The sequence below is a fragment of the Nocardia sp. NPDC049526 genome, from assembly GCF_044465765.1.
In the GTDB taxonomy this organism is placed as follows: domain Bacteria; phylum Actinomycetota; class Actinomycetes; order Mycobacteriales; family Mycobacteriaceae; genus Nocardia.
On sequence record NZ_JBITMA010000010.1, the window covers coordinates 364,851 to 384,057 of the forward strand.

Here is a 19,207-nt window from a genome sequence, read left to right on the forward strand (position 1 = left end):
CGCCGGGCCAGCTGTCGGCCACGCTGGCGACAATCCAGCATGCGCTCCGAAGCCGCGTTCGCCCACCTCGTCGGGATCGCATAGATCGAGACGGCGGTAAATGTCGCCCGCTGAAGAACGCGTCTTTCACCGGCTCCGCCGATCTGGTTCGCCTGTTCGAATCTCCCGGATCACCGGTATCGATGAACGGGCTTCGAGTGCGGTCGCACACCGATGCGCTGTTCGAGAACCACCGCCTGTCGTCGGGTGAATGGGCCAAGTCACCGCAGGGCTCGGAAGCCATGGAGCAGGAGCGCAATCGGCCGCTGACGCCCGTGGAGCAGCGTGCCTACGCCGACCAGATGCAGGATTTGCGCGACGGCATCGCCGCAGGCCGACAGCTGCGCCCCGACGACGAGCACATCTGGGTGCGCTTGTCCAGGGAGGCCGATGAGCTCGAAGCCCTGGCCAGCCCCTTGCTCCGGCCCGGGCCATCCGGCGGTCCGTCATAATGGCCTGCATGACCGCAGCAGCCGAGCTGCCCCCGCAGTGGGAGCGTGTGCTGCGCTACGAGGCCGCGGTCGACATCGTCACGAGCTTGATGGCGCAGTGCACCGCAGTCGAGTGGCTGGCCGAGCGCGCCGACGACGTTGTCGTGCGACAGGATATGCGTTCTTTGCGCCGGGCATATCTCGCCGAACTGTCCGAGCTCGACCCTCGGAACACCACGGCCGTGGCCAGGGCAATTCGCGACTATGGCACAACACTGGCGGGGAAGGTCGAAGCACCACGGCTGCACCTGCCTTCTTGGAACGAACCAGCCGCCTGTCGACTCGACCGCGCGGCGCACGCGGCGGTATTCCGGGATCGGATCGCGTCGGAGACCCTCAGCACGCCACACCCTCGCGAGCGACCGATGGCGATGATCCTCACCGGCCCACCCGGATCCGGAAAGACCACCGCGCTGCGCTGCTGGTATCACAGCTGGGACGATGCCGCCCCGGTGCTGATCGATCCCGGTATCTACCCCGCATTTCACCCGCGCAGCTGGGATCTCGTCCGCGCCGACGATGCGCGCGCCGGCGCTGCCGTCGAGGCAGATGTGCTGGAGTGGGCCGCCATGGCGGTCGACTACACGATCGGCCACCGCAATGATGTGCTGCTCGCAGTCGGGACCAGACGCCCAGGCGACGCGGACGCCTACGCCGCCAGTTTCCGGAATGCCGGCTACCGAGTGGAGAGAGAGGCATTGGCGGTCCCTGAGGCGGTCAGCGATCATGCGCTCACGCTCCCCTACTACTGCCGCCGCGGCAACTGGCCGGTGCTGAACGTGTAGGAGCACCGCCTGGGTGGATTGTGCTCGAGTAAGCCCACGCACGCCGACCACCGTTGCCGGTGGACGGTCCTCGGCGTAATTGCGTTTGCCTCGGTAGTCGCGTGCATCTCGCGAGCCTTGATCAGCTGGAGTTCGGGTGAGGCCAGCGGGTCAGCGCCGACGCGGCAACGCGCTCAGGCGGATTGCACTCCTTCGCCAGCGCCTTGGCTGATGAGGGCGGCCGGCATCTCGTCGGGCGAATCATAAAGCGACTGCTCGGGAACCGGTCCGCGAAAGTCGCTCCGCCTCAGGTCTCGATCGTGTGAAGCCCAAGCTCAGCCACCTGTGCAGCCGATTCGGGCCTCCGTCGGCGGGGCGGAAGTGAAGGTCAAGTGCCCACGAACAGTTGCAAACACTGTTAGCAAACAAGTATCGTGCGAATTGCGAACATTGTTCACAATAGGAGGTCTTGGTGGGCTGTTGTCGACGATCCATGGTCGTCGTGGGAGGAGCCGGTTCCACTCACCTGGCCGTGCCCGCGGAGGCGCTCAGCCGCTGCGTCGTGGTCGATCCGCTCGGGCTGAGTTCGTGCGGAATGTCCGAACTGACTTGGTGGCCACGGAGTCGCAGGTGTTCTGAACCGGGTTCGCTTGGTCCACGACCTCTGGGTGGGCATCGATGAGGTCGCGGATTTCGCGGTGCCGGCTTTCGTTGCCGACGTGGGAGTCGGTGTTCACGGCCCTTGCCGAGTGGCACCCCAGCATGCTCAGCCGACAGATTCCGGCATGGGTTCGCGCCTCGCGGCGGCGGACCAGGATCGTGTGGTTCATCGTTTTGGCCTTCGCGCTGGTTGTTTGGCCCGGCTTACTCGGCGCGGTCGCCATGGCGCAAACCGATACTGTGTCGGACGGACCGCCCGGGATCGCAGGAGTGGGCTGGATGAATGGTCTGCCGCCAGAGGAGACCGGTCTGCCGCCAGAGGATCGGGGGGCTCCGCAAGAAGTAACCGGTGAGCAAGGTTTGAGTGACCTCGGTTTGACTCCAGGAGATGTGGACACTGGCTCGTCGGATTCGACAATGCCATCCAACCCACTGGCGCCGCCTCCACAGACGGGACAACCGGCAGCCGGTTCGGCGCCCCCTCCGAGTCAATCAGTTGCAGCCCCCAGCGGCACGTCCGCAGCGCCCGCGGACAACGGGATGTCGCCGCGGGCGCCTGGCACTGACGGGGCCGTCGACTCTACCTTCCCGGACGGGGAGACTCAGAAGGTCTCGGTGGTGGCAGCTCTGGGACTCACTGCTCCCGTATCGATCGACATATAGGACGCGGGCGGCGATGGCGATCTGGATACGGCGGGTGCGGTTTCGGCGGCCGCCCGCCGTGGTGCCGCCGAGTGGATGTGGTCGGAAGCTGGTACGGACGGTGAGAGGGCCTCAGGGCAGGCGTAGGTGCTCGTCGGCATTGGAGCCGGAGGAGTTCTGGAATCCGGAGCGGTGGCGGCCGGGTGCCGTGGCAGGACGCTGCTTCGTATGGATCAATTCCGGCCTGCGTCGGCGTCGGGTGGTCTGGATCTTGATTGCTGTTGTTGTGTTCCTGGCTATACCAGGGATCTTTGATGGAATGGCACGCGGGCAGACCGGGACTGGGGGCGGTGGCGGCTCCGGCATCGACGTACTCGATTGGATGGATATCCGGGACTCCGAGGGTGTGCCAGCGACGAGCTATCAGATCTCGACAGATGATGGAGGCCTTTTTCACCCGGGTGACACGGTGAGATCTGCCGTGCTCAATTTGGAGGTCCAGTTCTGGCTGTTCCTGCAGATTCCCGCGTGCGAGTTCGTGGGCTTTTCGGCTGGTTACGAATGGCTGGACCCGTTTCATCGTGCTTTGACCGGTGTTGCGGAGAATCTTACCAGGCAGATTGCCACACCGCAGGTGCTTTTCACTGCAGCAGCGATCGGCTCTTTAATTGTTGCACTGTTCGTTGTGCGGGGCTATTTTGCTCGGGCTACGACGCAGGTATGTTTCATGCTGTTGGTGGCAGTGTTGGGTCCGGTATTTCTTGCGGAGCCTCTAGCCGAAGTGCTGGCTCCGAACGGGCTCCTGGCTCAAGGGCGTGATCTCGGCATCTCGGTGGCGGCCGGTCTAAACGGTGATGCTGACCCGAATCCGGCCGATCAGGTGGAAGTCATGCAGGCTGGTTTGGTCGACAACCTGCTGCGGCATCCGCTGCAGGTATTGAATTTCGGTCACGTCGTCGATCGGTCGCCGGCCTGCCGTGATGCTTGGTCGACCGCGACTCTCTCGGGCGATGATTCCGATATCAGGGAAGCAATGCGTGACTGTGGCGACTCGGCTGCTTATGAGAGGGCTTCCGACCCGACCTGGGGACAGGTCGGGTCCGGTTTGGTGATCATTTTTCTGTCCCCACTTGCATCGCTGGTATTGATAATGGTCTCATTCATGATTATCAGAGACGGTTGTTATGCTATCTATCACGGTTTCATGACAATTTTTGGTTTTGCTGCAGGTGGATTCATTTACGGACCGACGCAAACGTTTCTGATTAGGAATGTGGTGGATGCGTTTATAGCTGCCGGTCGAATGGCCGCATACACGATATTCCTAGGTGTATACACACTTTTTCTCAACAATATGTTTCTGCAGGCAGGCGGCTAGGTGATGGAAATATTGTTCCTCTGCGCTGTTGTGAACGTGGTCGCAATCTTCCAGGTCCGCAACCTGAGTCGGGCAATGCGCAGCGGTAGTGACTGGATCGCCAACCGGCTCGGGCTCGCGGCGCAGGGCTCCTCGAGCCCAGGCCATGGTGGTGGAGGCGGTTCTCGCGCCTTGGGGATGGGCGTGGTCGGTGCTGCCCATTCCATGCCGGCCCATGTGCTTGCCGGGTTCGCTGCGGCGAGTACAGTCAACAGTTCGCCCATCGCCGAATGGCTTTTCGGTGGGCGGGGTCGGCCGCTGAGCTCCGATGCGAAACGGCGGCGCAGGGTGGAGAAGAAGCAGCTGTCGGGGTGGGATGAAATAGCCGCCGAGTGGGCCAATTCGTATCAGAATATTCGGCAGTTCAATAATGCTGGACTCCATGCGTTTCGTGACCCGGATCATTTCGCTGCGAATATCGGTCGTGTTGTCGGGCACCGCAATGCTCGGTCGGTAATCGGCCGAGGCGGTGTCAATACGGCGAGGGAAGCAGCCGCGATCATCGAAGCTGTGATCGAGGACGGTGCTGGGTCGATAGAAAGAGTTCGCGGCGCTATGATTGCCGCAGGGTTCACCGATGAGAGAATAATGTACGAGGCCGCCGCGGCTCGCAACCACGTCGACAAAAGTGCCAAGCGTGAGCCATGGCAGAATGATGATTTGTCGATGTATATGGCTGCGTTACGGAACTTTCAAGACGATCGGACTGAGTTCAATCTCGCCGAGGTCGAGACCTCGGCGCTAAGGTTACGCAATAGATACCGCGGGGGTGTTAATTTCGATGATCCGGAACATGAGCGGCTTGCTCGGCATTACTTTGAGAACCCCACTCCTGGTTCATGGCAGCAACTCCGAGATATAGCGGATGGCAAGGACCCCTTAGGTAATAGCGTGCCAGCGAATGCCCGTATACCGATCAATTTGGGTACCGGACTGGTGACTGTGAACAGAGAAGAGGCGCAGCGCATTACCACTTGGGTCGGCAACGAGCACGCAGGGCAGATTGTGGAGTCACTCGACAGGGTCATGGCCTTGCCCGAGGGCGAGTTGCATTCGGCCCGAGCCGACCGTCTGATCGCAGACCTACGGTGGCATAGCGTCCGCGCGAGCAACGACGACGTCAGGGCTGCCGGGCTGCACAGGAATCCGTGGAGCTCGCCGCCCCCGCGGCCGTCCAGCCGGACACCCGGCCGGGTATTTCCCCCGACAGCGTGACAGCAGATGGCTCGAATGCCGAAGACGGGCTGTAGCCGCCGTCAATCCCATCACCTCTGAGAAACGTCATACATTGCGAATCCGAACACCGGACACCGCCCAACTATTTCGGGAGCAGCCACTACCCTCCGGGGTATTCGGTAACACTTCTACCTGCATCGAGACGCCCGCCGCGACCCGGAAGTTTCTCAGCCTGTCGCTGGATCTCTCGGGTATGTTTGCGCGTGATGGCTCACTGCGGCAAACGCTGGTTGGCGGGAGCTCGCCCCAACGGTCTAACGCGGTCCCGCCGTGGACGATTGATGGTCGTGAGGGTGTACTTGTCGCACAATGGTGGCGATGAAATGTCGGCTTATAGTTCGGGGGGCGTAGCGGAAAGCGACGGCGGTGGCGCGATTGATGGTGCCCGGAACAATGATCGCTCGTCCGCGTCGGTAGCCGCGCCAGCCGACCCGAGCGACGGTATCAGCGCTCATCCAGGACATGCGGGACAGGCCGCTCGCATCGACGCCCGCCGCATCCTGTAATTCGGTCCGGGTGTACCCGGGACAGAGGCAGCTCACCCGGACACCGAAGGGTTTGACTTCGTGATGGACCGACTCGCTGAGGGTGATCAGCGCCGCCTTGCTGGCGCTGTATGCGGCCAGACCCGGGCTTGCTTGTAGTCCGGCGGTGGAAGCGATGTTGAGCACGCCGCCGCTGCCCTGCTGCACCAGCTGCGGCAGTATGGCACGCATCAGGCGCATCGGGACCGCGGTATGTAACGCCAATTGTGCTACCGCCCGGTCGATTTCACTGTTGGCGAAGAAGGTGTAGTCGGTGACGCCGGCATTGTTGACCAGGTGCTGGACGGGCTCGGCCCGACTTCGCAACCGATCCTCCACCCGCCGCACATCACTGTCGTCCTGCAGATCGGCGACGAGGACCTCGATGTTCGCTCCCGTGTCCTGCATCTGTTCGGCCAGCTCGTCGAGCCGGTCGGCGCGCCGGGCGACCACGATCAGGTCGTGGCCGCTGCCGACGAGTATCCGGGCGAACGCCGACCCGATTCCGCTGCTGGCTCCCGTTATCAGGACCCCGCCTCGCCGCGTTGTTTCCACGTGTACCCCACTAGCGACAGTCCTCTCTGTGCCGTAGTCGCGAATCGCCGGTCAGAAGCTCCAGCGGCCGATCTTGGCAAGCCGGCGCAACCCCGGAATGTAGCGGGTCATTGCGAATTGCAGTCGTACACTGCGGGAAAATCCGAAATTCTGCCCCTCGGGCGTCCGTGGGTCGAACCAGTCGGCGGCGTCGAGACACGCGGTCGTGTGGTAGCCGAGTTGATCGAGTTCGGTTGGGTCGTCGATGCCCCAGTGCAATGTCGAACCGGTGTTGCGGGCGATCGGTGTGGCCTTCTGCAGCTTGACGCCAAATCGACTGAGCATGTCGGCGATCAGCTCGCCCGACGGGAACCTGCGGGCAAGCTGTCGCAGTAACTCACCGCCTGCTTCCGGCTTCAGGTACACCAGCAGCCCTTCGGCCACGATGAGCGCGGGGCGATCGGAGGGGATGCGGTCGAGCCAGGCGAGATCGGTGATCGGCGTGCCGATGAGTTGATAGTTGGCGCGCTGCGGATAGATACGGGTACGCAGGTCGATCACCTCCGGATAGTCGATGTCGAACCATTGCACCGCTGGTGGTGGGTCGAGCCGGAAGACTCGGCTGTCCATACCGCAGCCCATGTGCAGCACGATAGCGTTGGGGTGGTCGTGCAGATACTCGGCGGCCCAATCGTCGATGACCTTCGCACGAGCTGCGATCCCCTCGGCGGAAGCCGTTGTGACGCCGAGTTTTTCGAAGTCGTAGTCGATGTGCTCGAGAGCATCTTCGGCAGCTTGATCGCCCAGGATCGGGTTCGCCAGCCGGTTGTCGACCGCCTTGCTGTAGAGCGTGGCGAGCATGGTCGCCTTTTCCTCGGTGAAAGTTACTTTTTCCATCTGAACCCTCCTCGAAACATCGGGACGGACCCGAACTCGTTGTAGGACAAGCTTTTCAGCGCAGCAGCCAGATTCCGTTGGGCGCTCGGCGGTCCTGATGCGATCTCGACGGCAAGACGGTGCTGCCGCCTGGCGGATGGGCTCTCACCACACAGCTCGATGTGCCGGGGTCGGCAACAGCCACCAAGACCTCCGATTGTGAACAATATTCGCAATTCGCACGATACTTGCTTGCTAACAACGTTCGCAGCTATTCGTGGACGCTCGACCTTCACCCCCGCCACGCCGCCGGAGGCCCGAATCGGCCGCACAGGTGGCCGGGCCCGGGCTTCACGCGGTCGAGACCCGAGGCGGAGCGAGTTTCGCGGACCGGTTCCCGAGCAGTCGTTTCATGATTCGCGCACCCGATCGGGGACGGTACGGATCGGCAATCGTGCCGGTGACGACGAGCTCGAGGTTGTCGAAGATGCGCTCACTGATAGCGTCGTGGCTGTGGCGTAACGCCACCGTCCACACGAGGTACGGGATGATCGATGGCTCGGCCGACAGCACGTGGCTGATCCGAGTGCCTCCGTCGACGGGCTCCAGGACATATCCGCGACTTCCGTCGATGCCGGGAATTCCACCGAACCACAGCCGCCGCGGTGGCTCGACTTCCGTGATGCGGTAGCCGATCGGGCCGGCACCGTTGTACTGAACCATCCTGGCACCCGAGTGCAGACCGTCGGGAAAGCGCACCCAGCCCCACTCCGGCGGGTAGAGCGGATCGCTATCCGTGCCGAGCAATGTCAATGTGGCCCATACATTTTCGGGAGTTGCCGGAAGCACTCGCCAGTGCAGGTTGTGGATGCGGTGGGACATGACTCACCTTTGCCGGAAGAAAGTTGTCATTGTTCATATCTGACGAGGAGATAATGTGAACGATGTCAACATCGAAAGAAAGAATACATCTCCATCAGCGCACAGGCCGCGTTACCGAGCCGCGCATGGCGGTCGGCCGCATAGTCGGGATCGACTTTCGCCCGCTCGAGATCGGTCTCGACAGAGCTGTAGTGACCGTCGCGTATCTTGTGCACCGCTTCCGGATCATGACCGGAAATATTGCTCATATCGACGAACCCTTCCTCCTCGAAAGATAACTAACGGCAGCGTTCTCACACCGCATCCATGACCGAACCAACCGACCGTCTCGCTCGGCCGGAATCAGAAGCCTTCACCGGACTCAGACCCGGCATCGCCCGATTCGTCCGAATCCGCCACTGCACCACTCCCCCGGGAGCGCCGACCGGACCGACGAACATGGTGGATCCTCAAGGGGTAGGGGACGGGGATGGTCAGGGTGGCGGGCCGACCGCGAGCACGGCCCGCACGGCGCCGCGGAGGCATTCCGCGCATGGGGATCGGCGAGCCGCTCGCGGCGCAGCAGTACGGCGGTGGGCAGGTCGACCAGGCACAGGGTGATCGCGTCGACGGCGCGGCGGTCGCCGCGCTGCCACAGGTGTTGCGACAGCCGGGTCATCAGCTCGATCAGCATCTCGCCGGTCGCGGCGAGTTCGGCGGCGACACTCTCGGGCAGCTCGCCCAGCAACTCCTCACGCCGCACGGCGAGCAGCAGCCGCGACGAGTCCAGATGCCGCTCGACGAAGATCGCGGGCGCCTCGGCGGCCGCGACCACGGCTTCGACCTCGTCATGGCTGCCGAGCGCCGTCTGAACCAGCGTGGTTTGCAGGTCGAGGAAGCGGCGCGCGGCACGTAACCAGGTGCGCCCGAGCAGTTCCGCGCGCGATCCGAAGGTGTGGTAGATCGCGCCGTTGGAGATGCCGGTGGCAGCGGCGACCGCACGCGCGGTGACCGCGGCAGGGCCGCGGCGGACGGCCAGTGATTCCGCTGCGTCGAGGACGGCGATTTCGTGCCGCCGCACAGCGTCGAGCGCGCTCTCCCGAATCGCTCCCATAATCTCGGCCACCAACTCCTGGCGAGCCATGCTCACGATCGTCCCGGGAGCGATATACAGGTCGGCGAGCCGACCGACCCCATCCGATCACCCCTGGAGGTGCACGAAGGCCACCGAGCACGGATCTTGCCGATCCGTTCCTCCACGTCATCGACGGCATAACCCAGTGCCCGGCTCGACCCCAGCGCAGCTGCCGTCTCGGGATGCATCATGCCGACCTCGCTTTCCGTATTGCGCCTTCACCCGAGCCACCGCCCGGGTCCGCCGCGCCGTAGACGGCAGAATCGGACGCTTCCGAGGTCGGGCCGGAGCGGACATTGCCCCTGTTCATTGCGCATCCGCTCGTACTCGGCGTCGAGCAGGCCCCGGCGCTCGCGTCCATTGCAAACATCGTCCGCAGATGCAGAATACGCATCTGCTAACAACGTTCGCAACTATCTGATGATGGCGTGGTTCCTGGAACCCGCTGACGTGCGTAGCGGATGCGATGGGACATGAACTCGCCTCCATCGAAGAATGTTATCTTCGTCAACATATGACGGGAAGGTAATGTGAATGATGTCAACATCGAAGCGCAAGGCATATCGGCCCAGGAATCCTGAAGCTGTCACGAGCCGCAAAGTAGATCCGGTGCGCGGATCACGGGCGTATGTGTCGGCGTCCAGTGGCAGGATCCGGTAGCTGAGGCCGGTGTCTGTCCCCTTCGGGCATCAGTCGGGTAGGGGTAGGAACCGAATACGCCGGAAAGGGGCCGTGGCTGGGTGTAGCCGCTGGCCGGTGGTTGATGGGATGTGTGGGGTGAGGTGGTCTCACGCAAACGGTCGTCTGCGATAGATCGAGATTCGACCTTGATCTTGACGGCGTTGCCCCAGGACAGACCTCAACAAATCCCGCCACACAATCAACCCCGCGAAACCCTGTCCTGTCGGTGAGTTCCGATATGGTCCGGCGGCATGGGACACAAGATCGGCTACGCCCGAGTCTCCACCGCCGACCAGAAACCCTCAGTCGCAACTGGACGCCCTCGCCGCTGAGGAGTGCCTGAAGGTCTACACCGACCATGCCTCCGGAACCAAGGTCGACCGGCCGCAGTGGCAGGCGTGCCTGGCCGACCTGCGCCCCGGTGACACCCTCGTCGTCTGGAAGATCGACCGGCTCGGCCGCAACCTGCGCGACCTCATCGACATCGTCACCGGTCTTGGGCAGCGAGGTGTGGGCGTGAGGTCGCTGACCAACGGCATCGTCGACACCACCACCGCACACGGCAAGCTCGTGTTCGGCATGTTCGCCCTCATGGCCGAGTACGAGGCCGCCCTGATCGCCGAGCGCACCGCCGCTGGGCTTGCTGCCGCCCGTGCTCGAGGCCGCACAGGCGGCCGTAAGCCCAAGATGACCCCAGCCCTGGTCGACAAGGCCCAGCGCATGTACGACTCCCGGTCCTTCACCATGGCCGAGATCGCCCAGTCCTGCGGCGTTACACCCATGACCGTCTACCGCAACATCCGCGTGGACCCGCGCACCACCGCCAGCTGACCACTCGTGCACACGAGTGCGGACATCCCGTGCACTCGACTTCGAAAATCGACAGGAAACCCGCAGCTCACACACCCCACAATTTGGGACACAACCCGTGCGCGGAAACTACGGGACGGAGCCGGAACATGTCAGCCCTTTATGGGGCAGTTCGCGGCATGGGCCGTTTCGGATACGCGCGGGTGTCGACCCGCGGGCAGAAAGACGACTCCCAGATCGATGCACTCGAAGCTGCCGGGTGCGAACGGATCTGGGTCGACAAAGCATCGGGCAAACTCGCACGGCGCCCGGAGTGGGACAAGTGCTTCGAGCATCTGCGCCGCGGCGACGAGCTGGTGATCACCAGGCTGTCGCGGCCGTTCCGGTCGGTGCGGCACATGACCGAACTCGCCGCCCAGCTCGACGAACGTGGCATCGACCTGATCGTGCTCAAACAAGGTATCGACACCATCACCCCGCCGGGCGGTTCCTGTTCCACGTCATCGCCGCGATGGATGACCGCGGACCTGACCAGCGAGGGCACCCTCGAGAGACTGGAGTCAGTGCGAGCCCGCGGCCGGGTCGGCGGCCGGCCACCGGCGCTGACCAAGCTGCAGGCGCTCAAGGCCCGCGAGATGTACGACGAACTCGACCAGCGCGGTAAACGCCGATACACCGTCGCCCAGATCGCCGACACCTTCAGCGTCTCCCACAAAACCATCTACCGCCACCTCACCACAACCTGAAACACAGCCTCTACCACGCGAAATGCTGAAAATCGTTGGATTTTCGGCGATTACTACCGGAACCCCAAATCGCTTAGCCTGAATTTTCACGGATCTGGATCCCGCACCCCCGATCGTGGCGGTGGATAGTGACGTCACTGCACCCCCAGCGATGGGAGCAAGGCACAATCGCGGCATATCGGGGGGCGGCTTCATAGTGCCGCGAACTCACTGGGCGGTGTCGACCCCCCAGCCGAGGGCGTGGTTCCCGCTCCAGACAGATTGAATGTGAAAGGACTGCGGCGTGCGGGAAGTGGCGAGCCACCGTATCGATGAGTGGCGAATGGCCTACGCGCTGGACGGAATCCCCGAGCGCACAAGGATCCACTGGGAGCACTGGTACGACGGCCCGTCTCTCGGGACTCTGCAGGAAATGTGCGACACGCTCCTCGACCACCTCGCCGCGCGCATCGCGCAGGACCCCGAGCTGTGTTCGCCTTCTTCGGCCGTAGTCCTGCGCACTGCAGCGGAGTGCGCTCTCGGGGCTTTGAGCTATGGCGCGTCCCCCAACGGCGACCAAGAGGTGCCTCTCCCGCTCATCGGCGAGACGTTCAGTAGTGAGGTAGCCGGCTACGATCCTCCTGTCGACCAGGCGCCGACCGCACGAACCTGGCGGCAAGTGTTCTCATTGTGCCTGATCAGCGGCCCATGGGAGCGAGACCGAGCGATCGGCGGGCTGCTGCGCGTCGACTTTGCGCCCACGATCCGTGAGGGAGTGCCGTACTCGCCGCTGGAATCACAGTCGGATCCAGCGGATATCGCGGAGATGGACGCGTTGTGCAGCTACCTGGTCGGGCCGTGGCGATCGAACTATTCCGAGTCCGGGCTGGTTCTGTGCAAGCCCGACGCGGACGAGCGCGCCGAGGCAGCACGACAGTTGGACGCAGTCGGTGCGCTGACATCGGATCAGCAGCTGCTCCGGACACTGCTGGAAGACGACCGGTCGACCTTCGAAGACGCATTGACCACCCGTCTCACTCAGTATCGCGATAACGCAGCAATCGACGCGCCTCCACGAACCCTGTTGCCGTTCGGCACGATCTCGCTGGTCAAGCTCGCCACCCAGGTTCACGGGTGGGAGTTGGGCATCCGATCCGACTACCTACCGGGGGGCCTACTGCACGGCGAATACAGCCTTCCCGCGGACCCGGAGGTTGAGGGAGATCTCTGCGAAAAGTGACGTTGAGGATTTATGGCAGATAAGTGCCCACTATCTGCCATAATTCGCTACCGTCGGATTTCTGGCGGAAGAGCCTCTACCGCCGAATACACGAACGCAGGCCAAGCGCCGGACCCGGTGCGGGGACTGGCTCGACGCGCAGGGCTGGCAGCAGACCCCTGCCGGGCCGATCTGCCCGGGTCACCCCGTGTAGGCGGCGCACCGGATGCCGCAGCGCGCCTACGTAAGTTGCAGCTCGTACACCGCGCAAGTCTTACCGGATGCGCTCCGGCATCGAACCGATCCCCGTCGAGCAGTACAGGCAGACCGGCCGCGACTGGGACTACCCGCAACGCTGAAACCCGCTGCTATGCGGCTTGCCTGGCTAGGTCGAGGCGACGGTTCATGTCCAGCAGGAACCGCCCGTAGGGGTTGATGTTGGACCAGAACAGCGCCGACAGGGCGCGGCGCTCGTTGTCTCCCATGAGGTTACGGAACTCCGGGTCTTGCAGCACCCGTTGCAGCAGCAGGGTGTTGATGTGGACCAGCGATGATTGCAGCAGGTGCAGTGCGAGCATGGACACCTCGGTATGCTCGCGGTCCGGGCCGGTCAATGCTCCGTCTTTGCCGTAGTAGATGACGCCGTTGCCGGAGTTCCAGTTCTCCACCACCTGCAACCCGCTGTGGATCTCGTGACGCAGCTCCTCGGAGCTGAGGTATTGGCAGGCGAAGATGGTGCGCACCGCGCGGCCGAGTTCTTCGAGGGCCTGGTAGGTGGGGTGTTTCGGGCCGCCGCGGGTGAACCGGCGCAGGATCGACTCCGACTCGGCGGTGCCCAGCCGCAGCGCGGTCGCGTACTTGACCATCTGGTCGTACTGCTGGGCTATCAGATCCCAGCGGATCGGGCGGCTCAGCACCGGCCCGAGATTCCCGTAGGCGGCGTTGTCGTCGGGTCGGTACAGCCGGATGCTGCCGATGTTCTTCAACCTGGGCAACAGCCGAAAACCCAGCAGTTCGGTGAACGCGAACCCGACGATGTTCGCGCCATGGGTATCGACATAGTTGGATTCGATCTCGGCATCGGTGCAATGCCGCAGCAGGCCCTCGATCATCGACGCCACGTCCGACGACGAACACGACTTCAGCTGCGAATAGATGCAGACCCGGTTGCGCTCGACGTGCCAGTAGATCATCACCCCGGCCCCGCCGTAGCGCTGGTGATACTCGGTCATGAAGTTCGACTCCCACGACCCGAACTTCTTCGAATCACTCGCGCACGCCGTCCCCTGGCCCCACCACTGCGGATCCCGGTCGGCGAACGTCGCGTTGACCAGCTTGACGATCGCCCGGCGCATGTTGTCGCGGGTCACGAAGTGCCGCCGCACATGCCGCAACGTGGCTGCGGTCTCCTCGTGCTCGCCGGTATTCACGATCGCCTTGATGCCCATATTGGTGCCCAACGCGAACAGCACCAGCAGCAACCGCCGCCGCAGCGTGTCGCGGTCCATCGACTCACGCGAGGCCACCGACACGAACTCCATCGCGAAGTCGGTCAGGAAGTCGGCTTCCTTCAACACGTCGAGCAGGTCGATCGTGCCCCAGCGGCGGGCTACCTCGTCCTTGATCGCAGTCAGGTTCTCCGGCTCGACCAGTTTGTCCAGCTTCGGTACCGAGATCCACGGCTCGCCACGGCGCTTGGTGATCCGCACCCCGCCGGTACTCCCCTCGATCAGGCCCCTGTCCAACCCTTCCAGCCCGGCCGTCATCCGTGCGCGCAGATCGGTGATGAACTCGGTCGCATCCAGCGGCTGACGCAGCGCGGCGTAATGGACCTCGCGGGCCTGCTCGAAATCACCCGGCAGGTCGTCTTCCGGGTTGCGCCACCGGTTGCCGCCCTCGACATAGATTTCGCGCCGGCGCAGCGCGTCACGCAACGCGACCAGCACGCACAGCTCGTACGGTATGCGCTCGACCCGGTCGCGGTCGTCGACCACAGCTCCACGCCAGGCTTTCGGGACCACGCCGTCCAACGGCACCAGGGCGTGCTGGTCGTAGAAGCGGACCTTGCCGTCGATCGTGGCATAGCGCTGCAACAGTTCCATCGCCACCATCACCGGCCGGTAGGCGGTGTTGTTGCACCGGAAGTCCAGCGCGGCCAGCAGCGGCGGCAGCATCCGCCGGTAGTGATTGGAGTACGAGCTGCGCAGCGCCGTGCGGACCCGCTCCTGGAATACCTGCTCATTGGCCTTGGCTTCCTTGACCAGCTCCCGCAGCGTCTTCTCCCCCGACCACCGGGAACAGTGCCTTGCGCACTATGTCGTCGGGGTGCTCCACGGCAGCCTCGGCCAGCTTGAACAGGATTCCCTCCTTCCCCCGAACCCGCCGCAGATCCTCGGTCAGCTCGCGCTCCACCCGCCGATCTGCGCGGGTATTGATCCGCAACACCAGACTGATCAGCAGATCCACCAGGGCGTCGGTGATCTCCGAGGACCGCATCCAGCACAGCACCGCCAGCAGCGTCAGCCGCACCGGCTCCGGGGCGTCGCGCAGGTCTGACGGGAACATCCGCGCCGCGCGTGCCCGCCAGGCGTCGACAAGTTTCTCGCTGGCATCGGCGAACAGCTCCGCCGGCAGCTTCAGCGAACGGACCGCAGTCAGCTTCTCGATCTCCCGCAGCAGCGTCTCCAGGCTGACCTTGCCGGGGTCGGACTTCAACTCCGCCAACAGATTCCGGCCACTCGCCAACGGAGTGGCGGTCTCGGCGACCAGCTCGTTCAGAGCCTGGACCGACGCCGCACTCAGACGCGACATCGTGCGGGCGCAGAATCGCTGATCGAACGTCGATCGCGCCGAACCCACCAGGCGATCGATCCGACCGGGTGTCGGCGGCTCCAACTTCTCGGCCCGGCACCGCACCAGCACAGCCTCGCGCAGCCGATCCTCACGCAACTCGACCGGGCACATCTCCTCAGCCAACCAGCCGATCAGCTGGTCCTCGTCGCTGACAGCGAACTCCCGGAAACCGAAAGCAGCACGAACCTGGGCACGGTGATACTCGATCGTCCGACCCGACCACCGATACGAGGCGAACAGCGCCGGATCGACCTTCACCTGCTCGGCGACGTAGCTCACCACCGCAGGCGGCACCTCCGCCGCCGCACGAGGGAACCTCGCCTCGATCTCGAAGAACTTCAGCAATACAGCGAACCCGAGCCTGGTAGCTCCCGACTTGTTGCCCACCAACCGCCAGTCGTTCTTGCCGATCAGCGTCCACGACCCGATCAGATCCTCGGGCGACCACTCCAACTGCACGAAACGAAACCGTAAGGCGGATCAACGGTTACCCTCGCGTCCTACTTTGCGGCTCATGACAGCTTCAGGATTCCTGGGCCATATCACCATGGAGACCTGCGCCGGGCCTTGGTCGATGCCGGACGCGCACTGGTACAGGAGGGAGGAGTCGCCGGGCTGACGCTGCGGGCAGCCGCGACACGAGCGGGTGTGTCCGCAGCGGCGCCGTATCGGCACTTCGCCGACAACAAGGAGGCGTTGCTCGCCGCTGTGATGACTCAGGGGTTCGCGGAGTTGGGGGAAGCTCTCTCCATCATCGAGGTCGATGACCCGCTGCCACGGCTGCACGCCATCGGCCATCGCTACCTGGAATTCGTGGCGGCAGAGCCCGCTCTGTCCCAGCTGATGTTCGGCGGAGCCGTCACCGATGGCGATGCTCACCCGGAGTTGGCCGCGGTGCGTGACACCTTCGCGGGAGCGATCAGGGATGCATGGCGTGCGGGGGCGATCCGTGGGCCTTCAGTGGATGCGATCATGCTCACGATGCGCTGCGTCATGCAGGGCTTGGCCACGTTCGTCGCTACTGGTGAAATCCCCGCCGCACGTGTGCGGTCCCTGGCCGACTCCGTCTTCGCTACCGTCGATACCGGCCTAGTGCCACGCTGATCAGGGGAGCCGATGCCGCTACCGGGAACACCGCGCTGGAGCTGTTCATTGAACGCGGCGCGGAGGCGACCAGCGTCGAGCGGGTCTGGTCCACCGCGATGGTCACGTTGCTGGCCCAGTCGATCCTGAGCCGCTTCGAGATCTGTTCCGGGCTCCACGCTTGCACCCATTGCCGGTCCGAGCGGTGTGGCTTGTTCCGGCCGGTCCAGGATCCTGTCAACGGACCGGCGGCAACCTTGCCGTTGACGTCGGCGATCTGCCCCGCCAGGCGTTGTTGGACATACTCCTGAAGTTGCTGGTTATCAACGAGTTCGCTGTTTTCGGACGTCTGGCGAACAACTCGGCTTTCCACTGTGCAACCGAAGCGCGGTAGTCGAGCTTGCCGCCGCGGGTCGCAGCGGTTCGCCGCAACTCACGCGAGATAGTCGACGGGCTGCGGCCCAGCGCCTGCGCGATCTGCCGTACTCCCTTGCCCTGCGCTTTGAGCAACGCGATCTCCTCGCGCTCGGCGAACGACAGGTAACGGCCTCCGGGCCGACTCCAGGAATACGGCGACATCCCGCCGGCATCGCGGAACCATCGAGTGCCCGCGACAGGCGATACCCCTACTGCGACACCGGCTTCCGTCGGCAGCACACCTTCTGCGATCTTGTCCCAGAAGAGACGTTCCACTGCGCGCTGGTGCCCAGGGTGTCCCGGTGACCTCATCGGAGCCCGTCCGGTGACCTCCCGCATCCAGTCCGATGGCCTTCCCATACCCCCTCCGTGACCTCGGGTGTTGCATCCACCGGTTGAACCTGAGCAATACACATCGATCGCCTTCACCGACCGACTGATCGAAGCCAGTATCGACCCCTCGATCGGCTCGACCGGCGACAGCTACGACAACGCGCTCGCGGAGTCGATCAACAGGCTCTACAAAACCGAATTGATCAAACCCCGAAAACCTTGGCGCACAGTAGAACACGTCGAGATCGCCACCCTCGAATGGGTCGACTGGTACAACCACCGCCGACTCTACGAGTACTGCGGCGACATACCACCAGCCGAACTCGAAGCCCTCTACTACAGTCAACAAGAGACCTCAGCAAACCGCTGAACTCTCAAACCAGAAAATCTCCGGACTCACCGGGGGGATTCACCCGAACACGCCCGCCAGGATTACCAGCCGTGGCCAGGACCCCCACAGCGACACGCCGGACTGAACCTCACAGAGAGTGCGCCAGAACCCCTCCTCCTGGCAACCGACACGGCGCCCGACAGATTGACGAAAACCATAGATCTCCGATCCGCTATGACTTTCTCGGCCAACTGGCCCCGGACCGGCTACGGGCTGCAAATCAGCCCACCGGCTATCCTGTGCTCCCCGGTCCACATCTATTCGACTCCGCCACCGCAGCCCACATAGCGCTGCTCGACCTACCACTGATCATTTGGAGACACAACCAAATCAGCCAGCCGGCCTGAGCTCGTCGAACTTCTCGCGTAAGGTCGGACCAAGGCGATCGACGACGTCGTAGCCGGGTTCGGAGGGCCATGGCAGGTGCATCAGGAACGACGTGCCGATAGCGGCCCTGACCTCCCCGCCGAGCGGGGCCTTCTCGAACTCGGTGGACAGGAAGTGGATCAGTCCTTGCCAGTTGAGGTCTTTGAACTCGCCGTCCTCGCCGACAAATGCGGAAACCACTGCGGGAGTCACATACATACAGAGAAATACGTGGGTGAGTGGCCCGCCGTCGTTCTCGATATGGCACTCGAGGTCCTCGGCCAACCGAGGGAAGCCCTCGGCGATCCTGGATATGAAAGTGGATGGGTTATCGGCGTAGTCGTACATCGACAGTTGAGCTCCTTGCCCTCAGGCCAAACCATCACGATAAACCGCGCTTGTTGAACCGAAACTCCTTGATTGCCTTGCTCGTCGACAATGCGTGAGCGAGTTGGACGTGCGGCGGTCGTCGCCTGCCAACAGGAGGTGGTGCGGCTGCGGGTGGTAGCTGCGCCGGAGTCGCCTGGCCAGATCATGCGGGCTAGCGAGTTCCTGACCTGGCTGAACGTGCAAGACCTCTCGCGGCCGCGCTGCAATCAGGCCGCGCTCGATCGCTGGCACGCAACCTATCTGGGCTACCAACGGGCCAGCACCAAGCCGTTCTTCATCTGGACAATGCACACCGTGTCATTGACACCGGTGCCCAAACTGGGCATCCTGGCGACATCGGTCAAGCCCGGCCAACGGCTCACCCGGCATTCCGCACAGCGACGGCCAGGCCGTCGCTGTGCGTTCGCTCATCGGTGCATGCTCAAATTCGGTTGCGCCGCCGAAGAAATCCACACCGCGCTCCTCGAGGACCAGGACAGCCCGATCAGATGTTCGAGAGACCGCGGCCGAGCCGTTCGACAATCCGAGCGTATCGATAACCCCCGACATGTTGACACTGCCGCGTACAGTGCAACCTCTACAGAAACGACTGAAGGCGGTCTGCGCGGGAACACGCAGCGGTCCAAAGTGTCCCATCAACGGACGCTGATGAGACGTCACATCGAGGTGGGCTGCTCCCAATGAATGAGACCATCTGGTACTAGAGTCCCGTTTGGCCTGATGAGGGCCGAGAAGGGACACTGATCGACATGGCAGGACG

17 protein-coding genes and 3 pseudogenes are annotated in these 19,207 nt (G+C 63.5%); 10 read left to right on the plus strand and 10 right to left on the minus strand.

Translation table 11 applies throughout. The features are described from left to right. The first annotated feature begins 182 nt into the window (after nt 1–182). The 4 genes from ACIBW7_RS30685 to ACIBW7_RS30700 all read left to right on the plus strand — a co-directional run bounded on the left by ACIBW7_RS30685 (nt 183) and on the right by ACIBW7_RS30700 (nt 5,228). Nucleotides 183–491: a hypothetical protein gene (locus tag ACIBW7_RS30685; protein WP_397052342.1), complete on the plus strand. Its 309-nt coding sequence runs from the start codon at nt 183–185 to the stop codon at nt 489–491. Between the two features lie 8 nt (nt 492–499). After that, nucleotides 500–1,315, plus strand: coding sequence for a zeta toxin family protein (locus ACIBW7_RS30690; RefSeq protein WP_397052344.1), 816 nt, complete (start codon nt 500–502; stop codon nt 1,313–1,315). Nucleotides 1,316–2,756: 1,441 nt separating this feature from the next. After that, nucleotides 2,757–3,974: a hypothetical protein gene (locus ACIBW7_RS30695; RefSeq protein WP_397052346.1), complete on the plus strand. Its 1,218-nt coding sequence runs from the start codon at nt 2,757–2,759 to the stop codon at nt 3,972–3,974. After that, on the plus strand, nt 3,975–5,228 hold the full coding sequence (locus ACIBW7_RS30700; RefSeq protein WP_397052348.1) for a hypothetical protein: 1,254 nt from the start codon (nt 3,975–3,977) through the stop codon (nt 5,226–5,228). It abuts the gene before it with no gap. A 275-nt stretch (nt 5,229–5,503) separates the two neighbouring features. Here the strand turns inward: ACIBW7_RS30700 and ACIBW7_RS30705 are convergent, their stop codons facing one another. The 5 genes and pseudogenes from ACIBW7_RS30705 to ACIBW7_RS30725 form a co-directional block, all read right to left on the minus strand. After that, nucleotides 5,504–6,328: an SDR family NAD(P)-dependent oxidoreductase gene (locus ACIBW7_RS30705; RefSeq protein ID WP_397052350.1), complete on the minus strand. Its 825-nt coding sequence runs from the start codon at nt 6,326–6,328 to the stop codon at nt 5,504–5,506. Between the two features lie 51 nt (nt 6,329–6,379). Then, entirely contained in the window at nt 6,380–7,204 is an 825-nt protein-coding gene (locus ACIBW7_RS30710) for a class I SAM-dependent methyltransferase (RefSeq protein ID WP_397052352.1), read from the minus strand. Between the two features lie 330 nt (nt 7,205–7,534). Next, nucleotides 7,535–8,065, minus strand: a complete 531-nt coding sequence (locus tag ACIBW7_RS30715) for a hypothetical protein (RefSeq protein WP_397052354.1) — start codon at nt 8,063–8,065, stop codon at nt 7,535–7,537. 65 nt (nt 8,066–8,130) lie between these two features. Next, complete coding sequence (locus ACIBW7_RS30720; protein ID WP_397052356.1) at nt 8,131–8,313, minus strand: hypothetical protein; 183 nt, start codon at nt 8,311–8,313, stop codon at nt 8,131–8,133. A gap of 225 nt (nt 8,314–8,538) precedes the next feature. Next, nucleotides 8,539–9,158, minus strand: a pseudogene (locus ACIBW7_RS30725) (TetR family transcriptional regulator). A gap of 1,041 nt (nt 9,159–10,199) precedes the next feature. On the opposite strand from ACIBW7_RS30725, the gene ACIBW7_RS30730 reads away from it, so the two are divergent. From ACIBW7_RS30730 to ACIBW7_RS30740, 3 genes are all read left to right on the plus strand, one after another. Then, complete coding sequence (locus ACIBW7_RS30730; RefSeq protein ID WP_397052406.1) at nt 10,200–10,691, plus strand: recombinase family protein; 492 nt, start codon at nt 10,200–10,202, stop codon at nt 10,689–10,691. 128 nt (nt 10,692–10,819) lie between these two features. Beyond that, complete coding sequence (locus tag ACIBW7_RS30735; protein ID WP_397052359.1) at nt 10,820–11,416, plus strand: recombinase family protein; 597 nt, start codon at nt 10,820–10,822, stop codon at nt 11,414–11,416. A 283-nt stretch (nt 11,417–11,699) separates the two neighbouring features. Further along, complete coding sequence (locus tag ACIBW7_RS30740) at nt 11,700–12,635, plus strand: immunity 49 family protein (RefSeq protein WP_397052361.1); 936 nt, start codon at nt 11,700–11,702, stop codon at nt 12,633–12,635. Nucleotides 12,636–12,982: 347 nt separating this feature from the next. Here ACIBW7_RS30740 and ACIBW7_RS30745 read toward each other — a convergent pair whose 3' ends face one another. Continuing rightward, nucleotides 12,983–14,887, minus strand: coding sequence for a Tn3 family transposase (locus tag ACIBW7_RS30745; protein ID WP_397052408.1), 1,905 nt, complete (start codon nt 14,885–14,887; stop codon nt 12,983–12,985). Continuing rightward, nucleotides 14,853–15,926 carry a DUF4158 domain-containing protein gene (locus tag ACIBW7_RS30750; RefSeq protein WP_397052363.1) on the minus strand — a complete coding sequence of 358 codons (1,074 nt, stop codon included), beginning with the start codon at nt 15,924–15,926 and terminating at the stop codon, nt 14,853–14,855. Before ACIBW7_RS30750 ends, ACIBW7_RS30745 begins: the two co-directional genes overlap by 35 nt. A gap of 108 nt (nt 15,927–16,034) precedes the next feature. Between ACIBW7_RS30750 and ACIBW7_RS30755 the strand changes: the two genes are divergently transcribed. Next, nucleotides 16,035–16,571, plus strand: a complete 537-nt coding sequence (locus tag ACIBW7_RS30755; protein ID WP_397052365.1) for a TetR/AcrR family transcriptional regulator — start codon at nt 16,035–16,037, stop codon at nt 16,569–16,571. Here ACIBW7_RS30755 and ACIBW7_RS30760 read toward each other — a convergent pair. Both ACIBW7_RS30760 and ACIBW7_RS30765 read right to left on the minus strand, forming a co-directional pair. Then, nucleotides 16,540–16,923, minus strand: coding sequence for a hypothetical protein (locus tag ACIBW7_RS30760; protein ID WP_397052410.1), 384 nt, complete (start codon nt 16,921–16,923; stop codon nt 16,540–16,542). The two genes, ACIBW7_RS30755 and ACIBW7_RS30760, sit on opposite strands and share 32 nt — an antisense overlap. Before the next feature lie 101 nt (nt 16,924–17,024). Next, nucleotides 17,025–17,327: pseudogene (locus ACIBW7_RS30765) on the minus strand (helix-turn-helix domain-containing protein); the annotation flags it as partial. Between the two features lie 46 nt (nt 17,328–17,373). Between ACIBW7_RS30765 and ACIBW7_RS30770 the strand changes: the two are divergent. Next, nucleotides 17,374–17,670: pseudogene (locus tag ACIBW7_RS30770) on the plus strand (integrase core domain-containing protein); the annotation flags it as partial. Nucleotides 17,671–18,021: 351 nt separating this feature from the next. Here the strand turns inward: ACIBW7_RS30770 and ACIBW7_RS30775 are convergent. After that, on the minus strand, nt 18,022–18,405 hold the full coding sequence (locus ACIBW7_RS30775) for a hypothetical protein (protein WP_397052367.1): 384 nt from the start codon (nt 18,403–18,405) through the stop codon (nt 18,022–18,024). A 90-nt stretch (nt 18,406–18,495) separates the two neighbouring features. Here ACIBW7_RS30775 and ACIBW7_RS30780 point away from each other — a divergent pair, with 90 nt between their 5' ends. After that, nucleotides 18,496–19,131, plus strand: coding sequence for a hypothetical protein (locus ACIBW7_RS30780; protein WP_397052369.1), 636 nt, complete (start codon nt 18,496–18,498; stop codon nt 19,129–19,131). Nucleotides 19,132–19,207 lie beyond the last annotated feature (76 nt).

Excerpts from the sequence above, each read along its gene's own strand:
- ACIBW7_RS30685 (WP_397052342.1), top strand. The coding sequence starts at position 183 with ATGAACGGGCTTCGAGTGCGGTCGCACACCGATGCGCTGTTCGAGAAC.
- ACIBW7_RS30780 (WP_397052369.1), top strand. The coding sequence starts at position 18,496 with ATGCGTGAGCGAGTTGGACGTGCGGCGGTCGTCGCCTGCCAACAGGAG.
- ACIBW7_RS30775 (WP_397052367.1), bottom strand. The coding sequence starts at position 18,405 with ATGTACGACTACGCCGATAACCCATCCACTTTCATATCCAGGATCGCC.
- ACIBW7_RS30710 (WP_397052352.1), bottom strand. The coding sequence starts at position 7,204 with ATGGAAAAAGTAACTTTCACCGAGGAAAAGGCGACCATGCTCGCCACG.
- ACIBW7_RS30715 (WP_397052354.1), bottom strand. The coding sequence starts at position 8,065 with ATGTCCCACCGCATCCACAACCTGCACTGGCGAGTGCTTCCGGCAACT.
- ACIBW7_RS30690 (WP_397052344.1), top strand. The coding sequence starts at position 500 with ATGACCGCAGCAGCCGAGCTGCCCCCGCAGTGGGAGCGTGTGCTGCGC.
- ACIBW7_RS30720 (WP_397052356.1), bottom strand. The coding sequence starts at position 8,313 with ATGAGCAATATTTCCGGTCATGATCCGGAAGCGGTGCACAAGATACGC.
- ACIBW7_RS30735 (WP_397052359.1), top strand. The coding sequence starts at position 10,820 with ATGTCAGCCCTTTATGGGGCAGTTCGCGGCATGGGCCGTTTCGGATAC.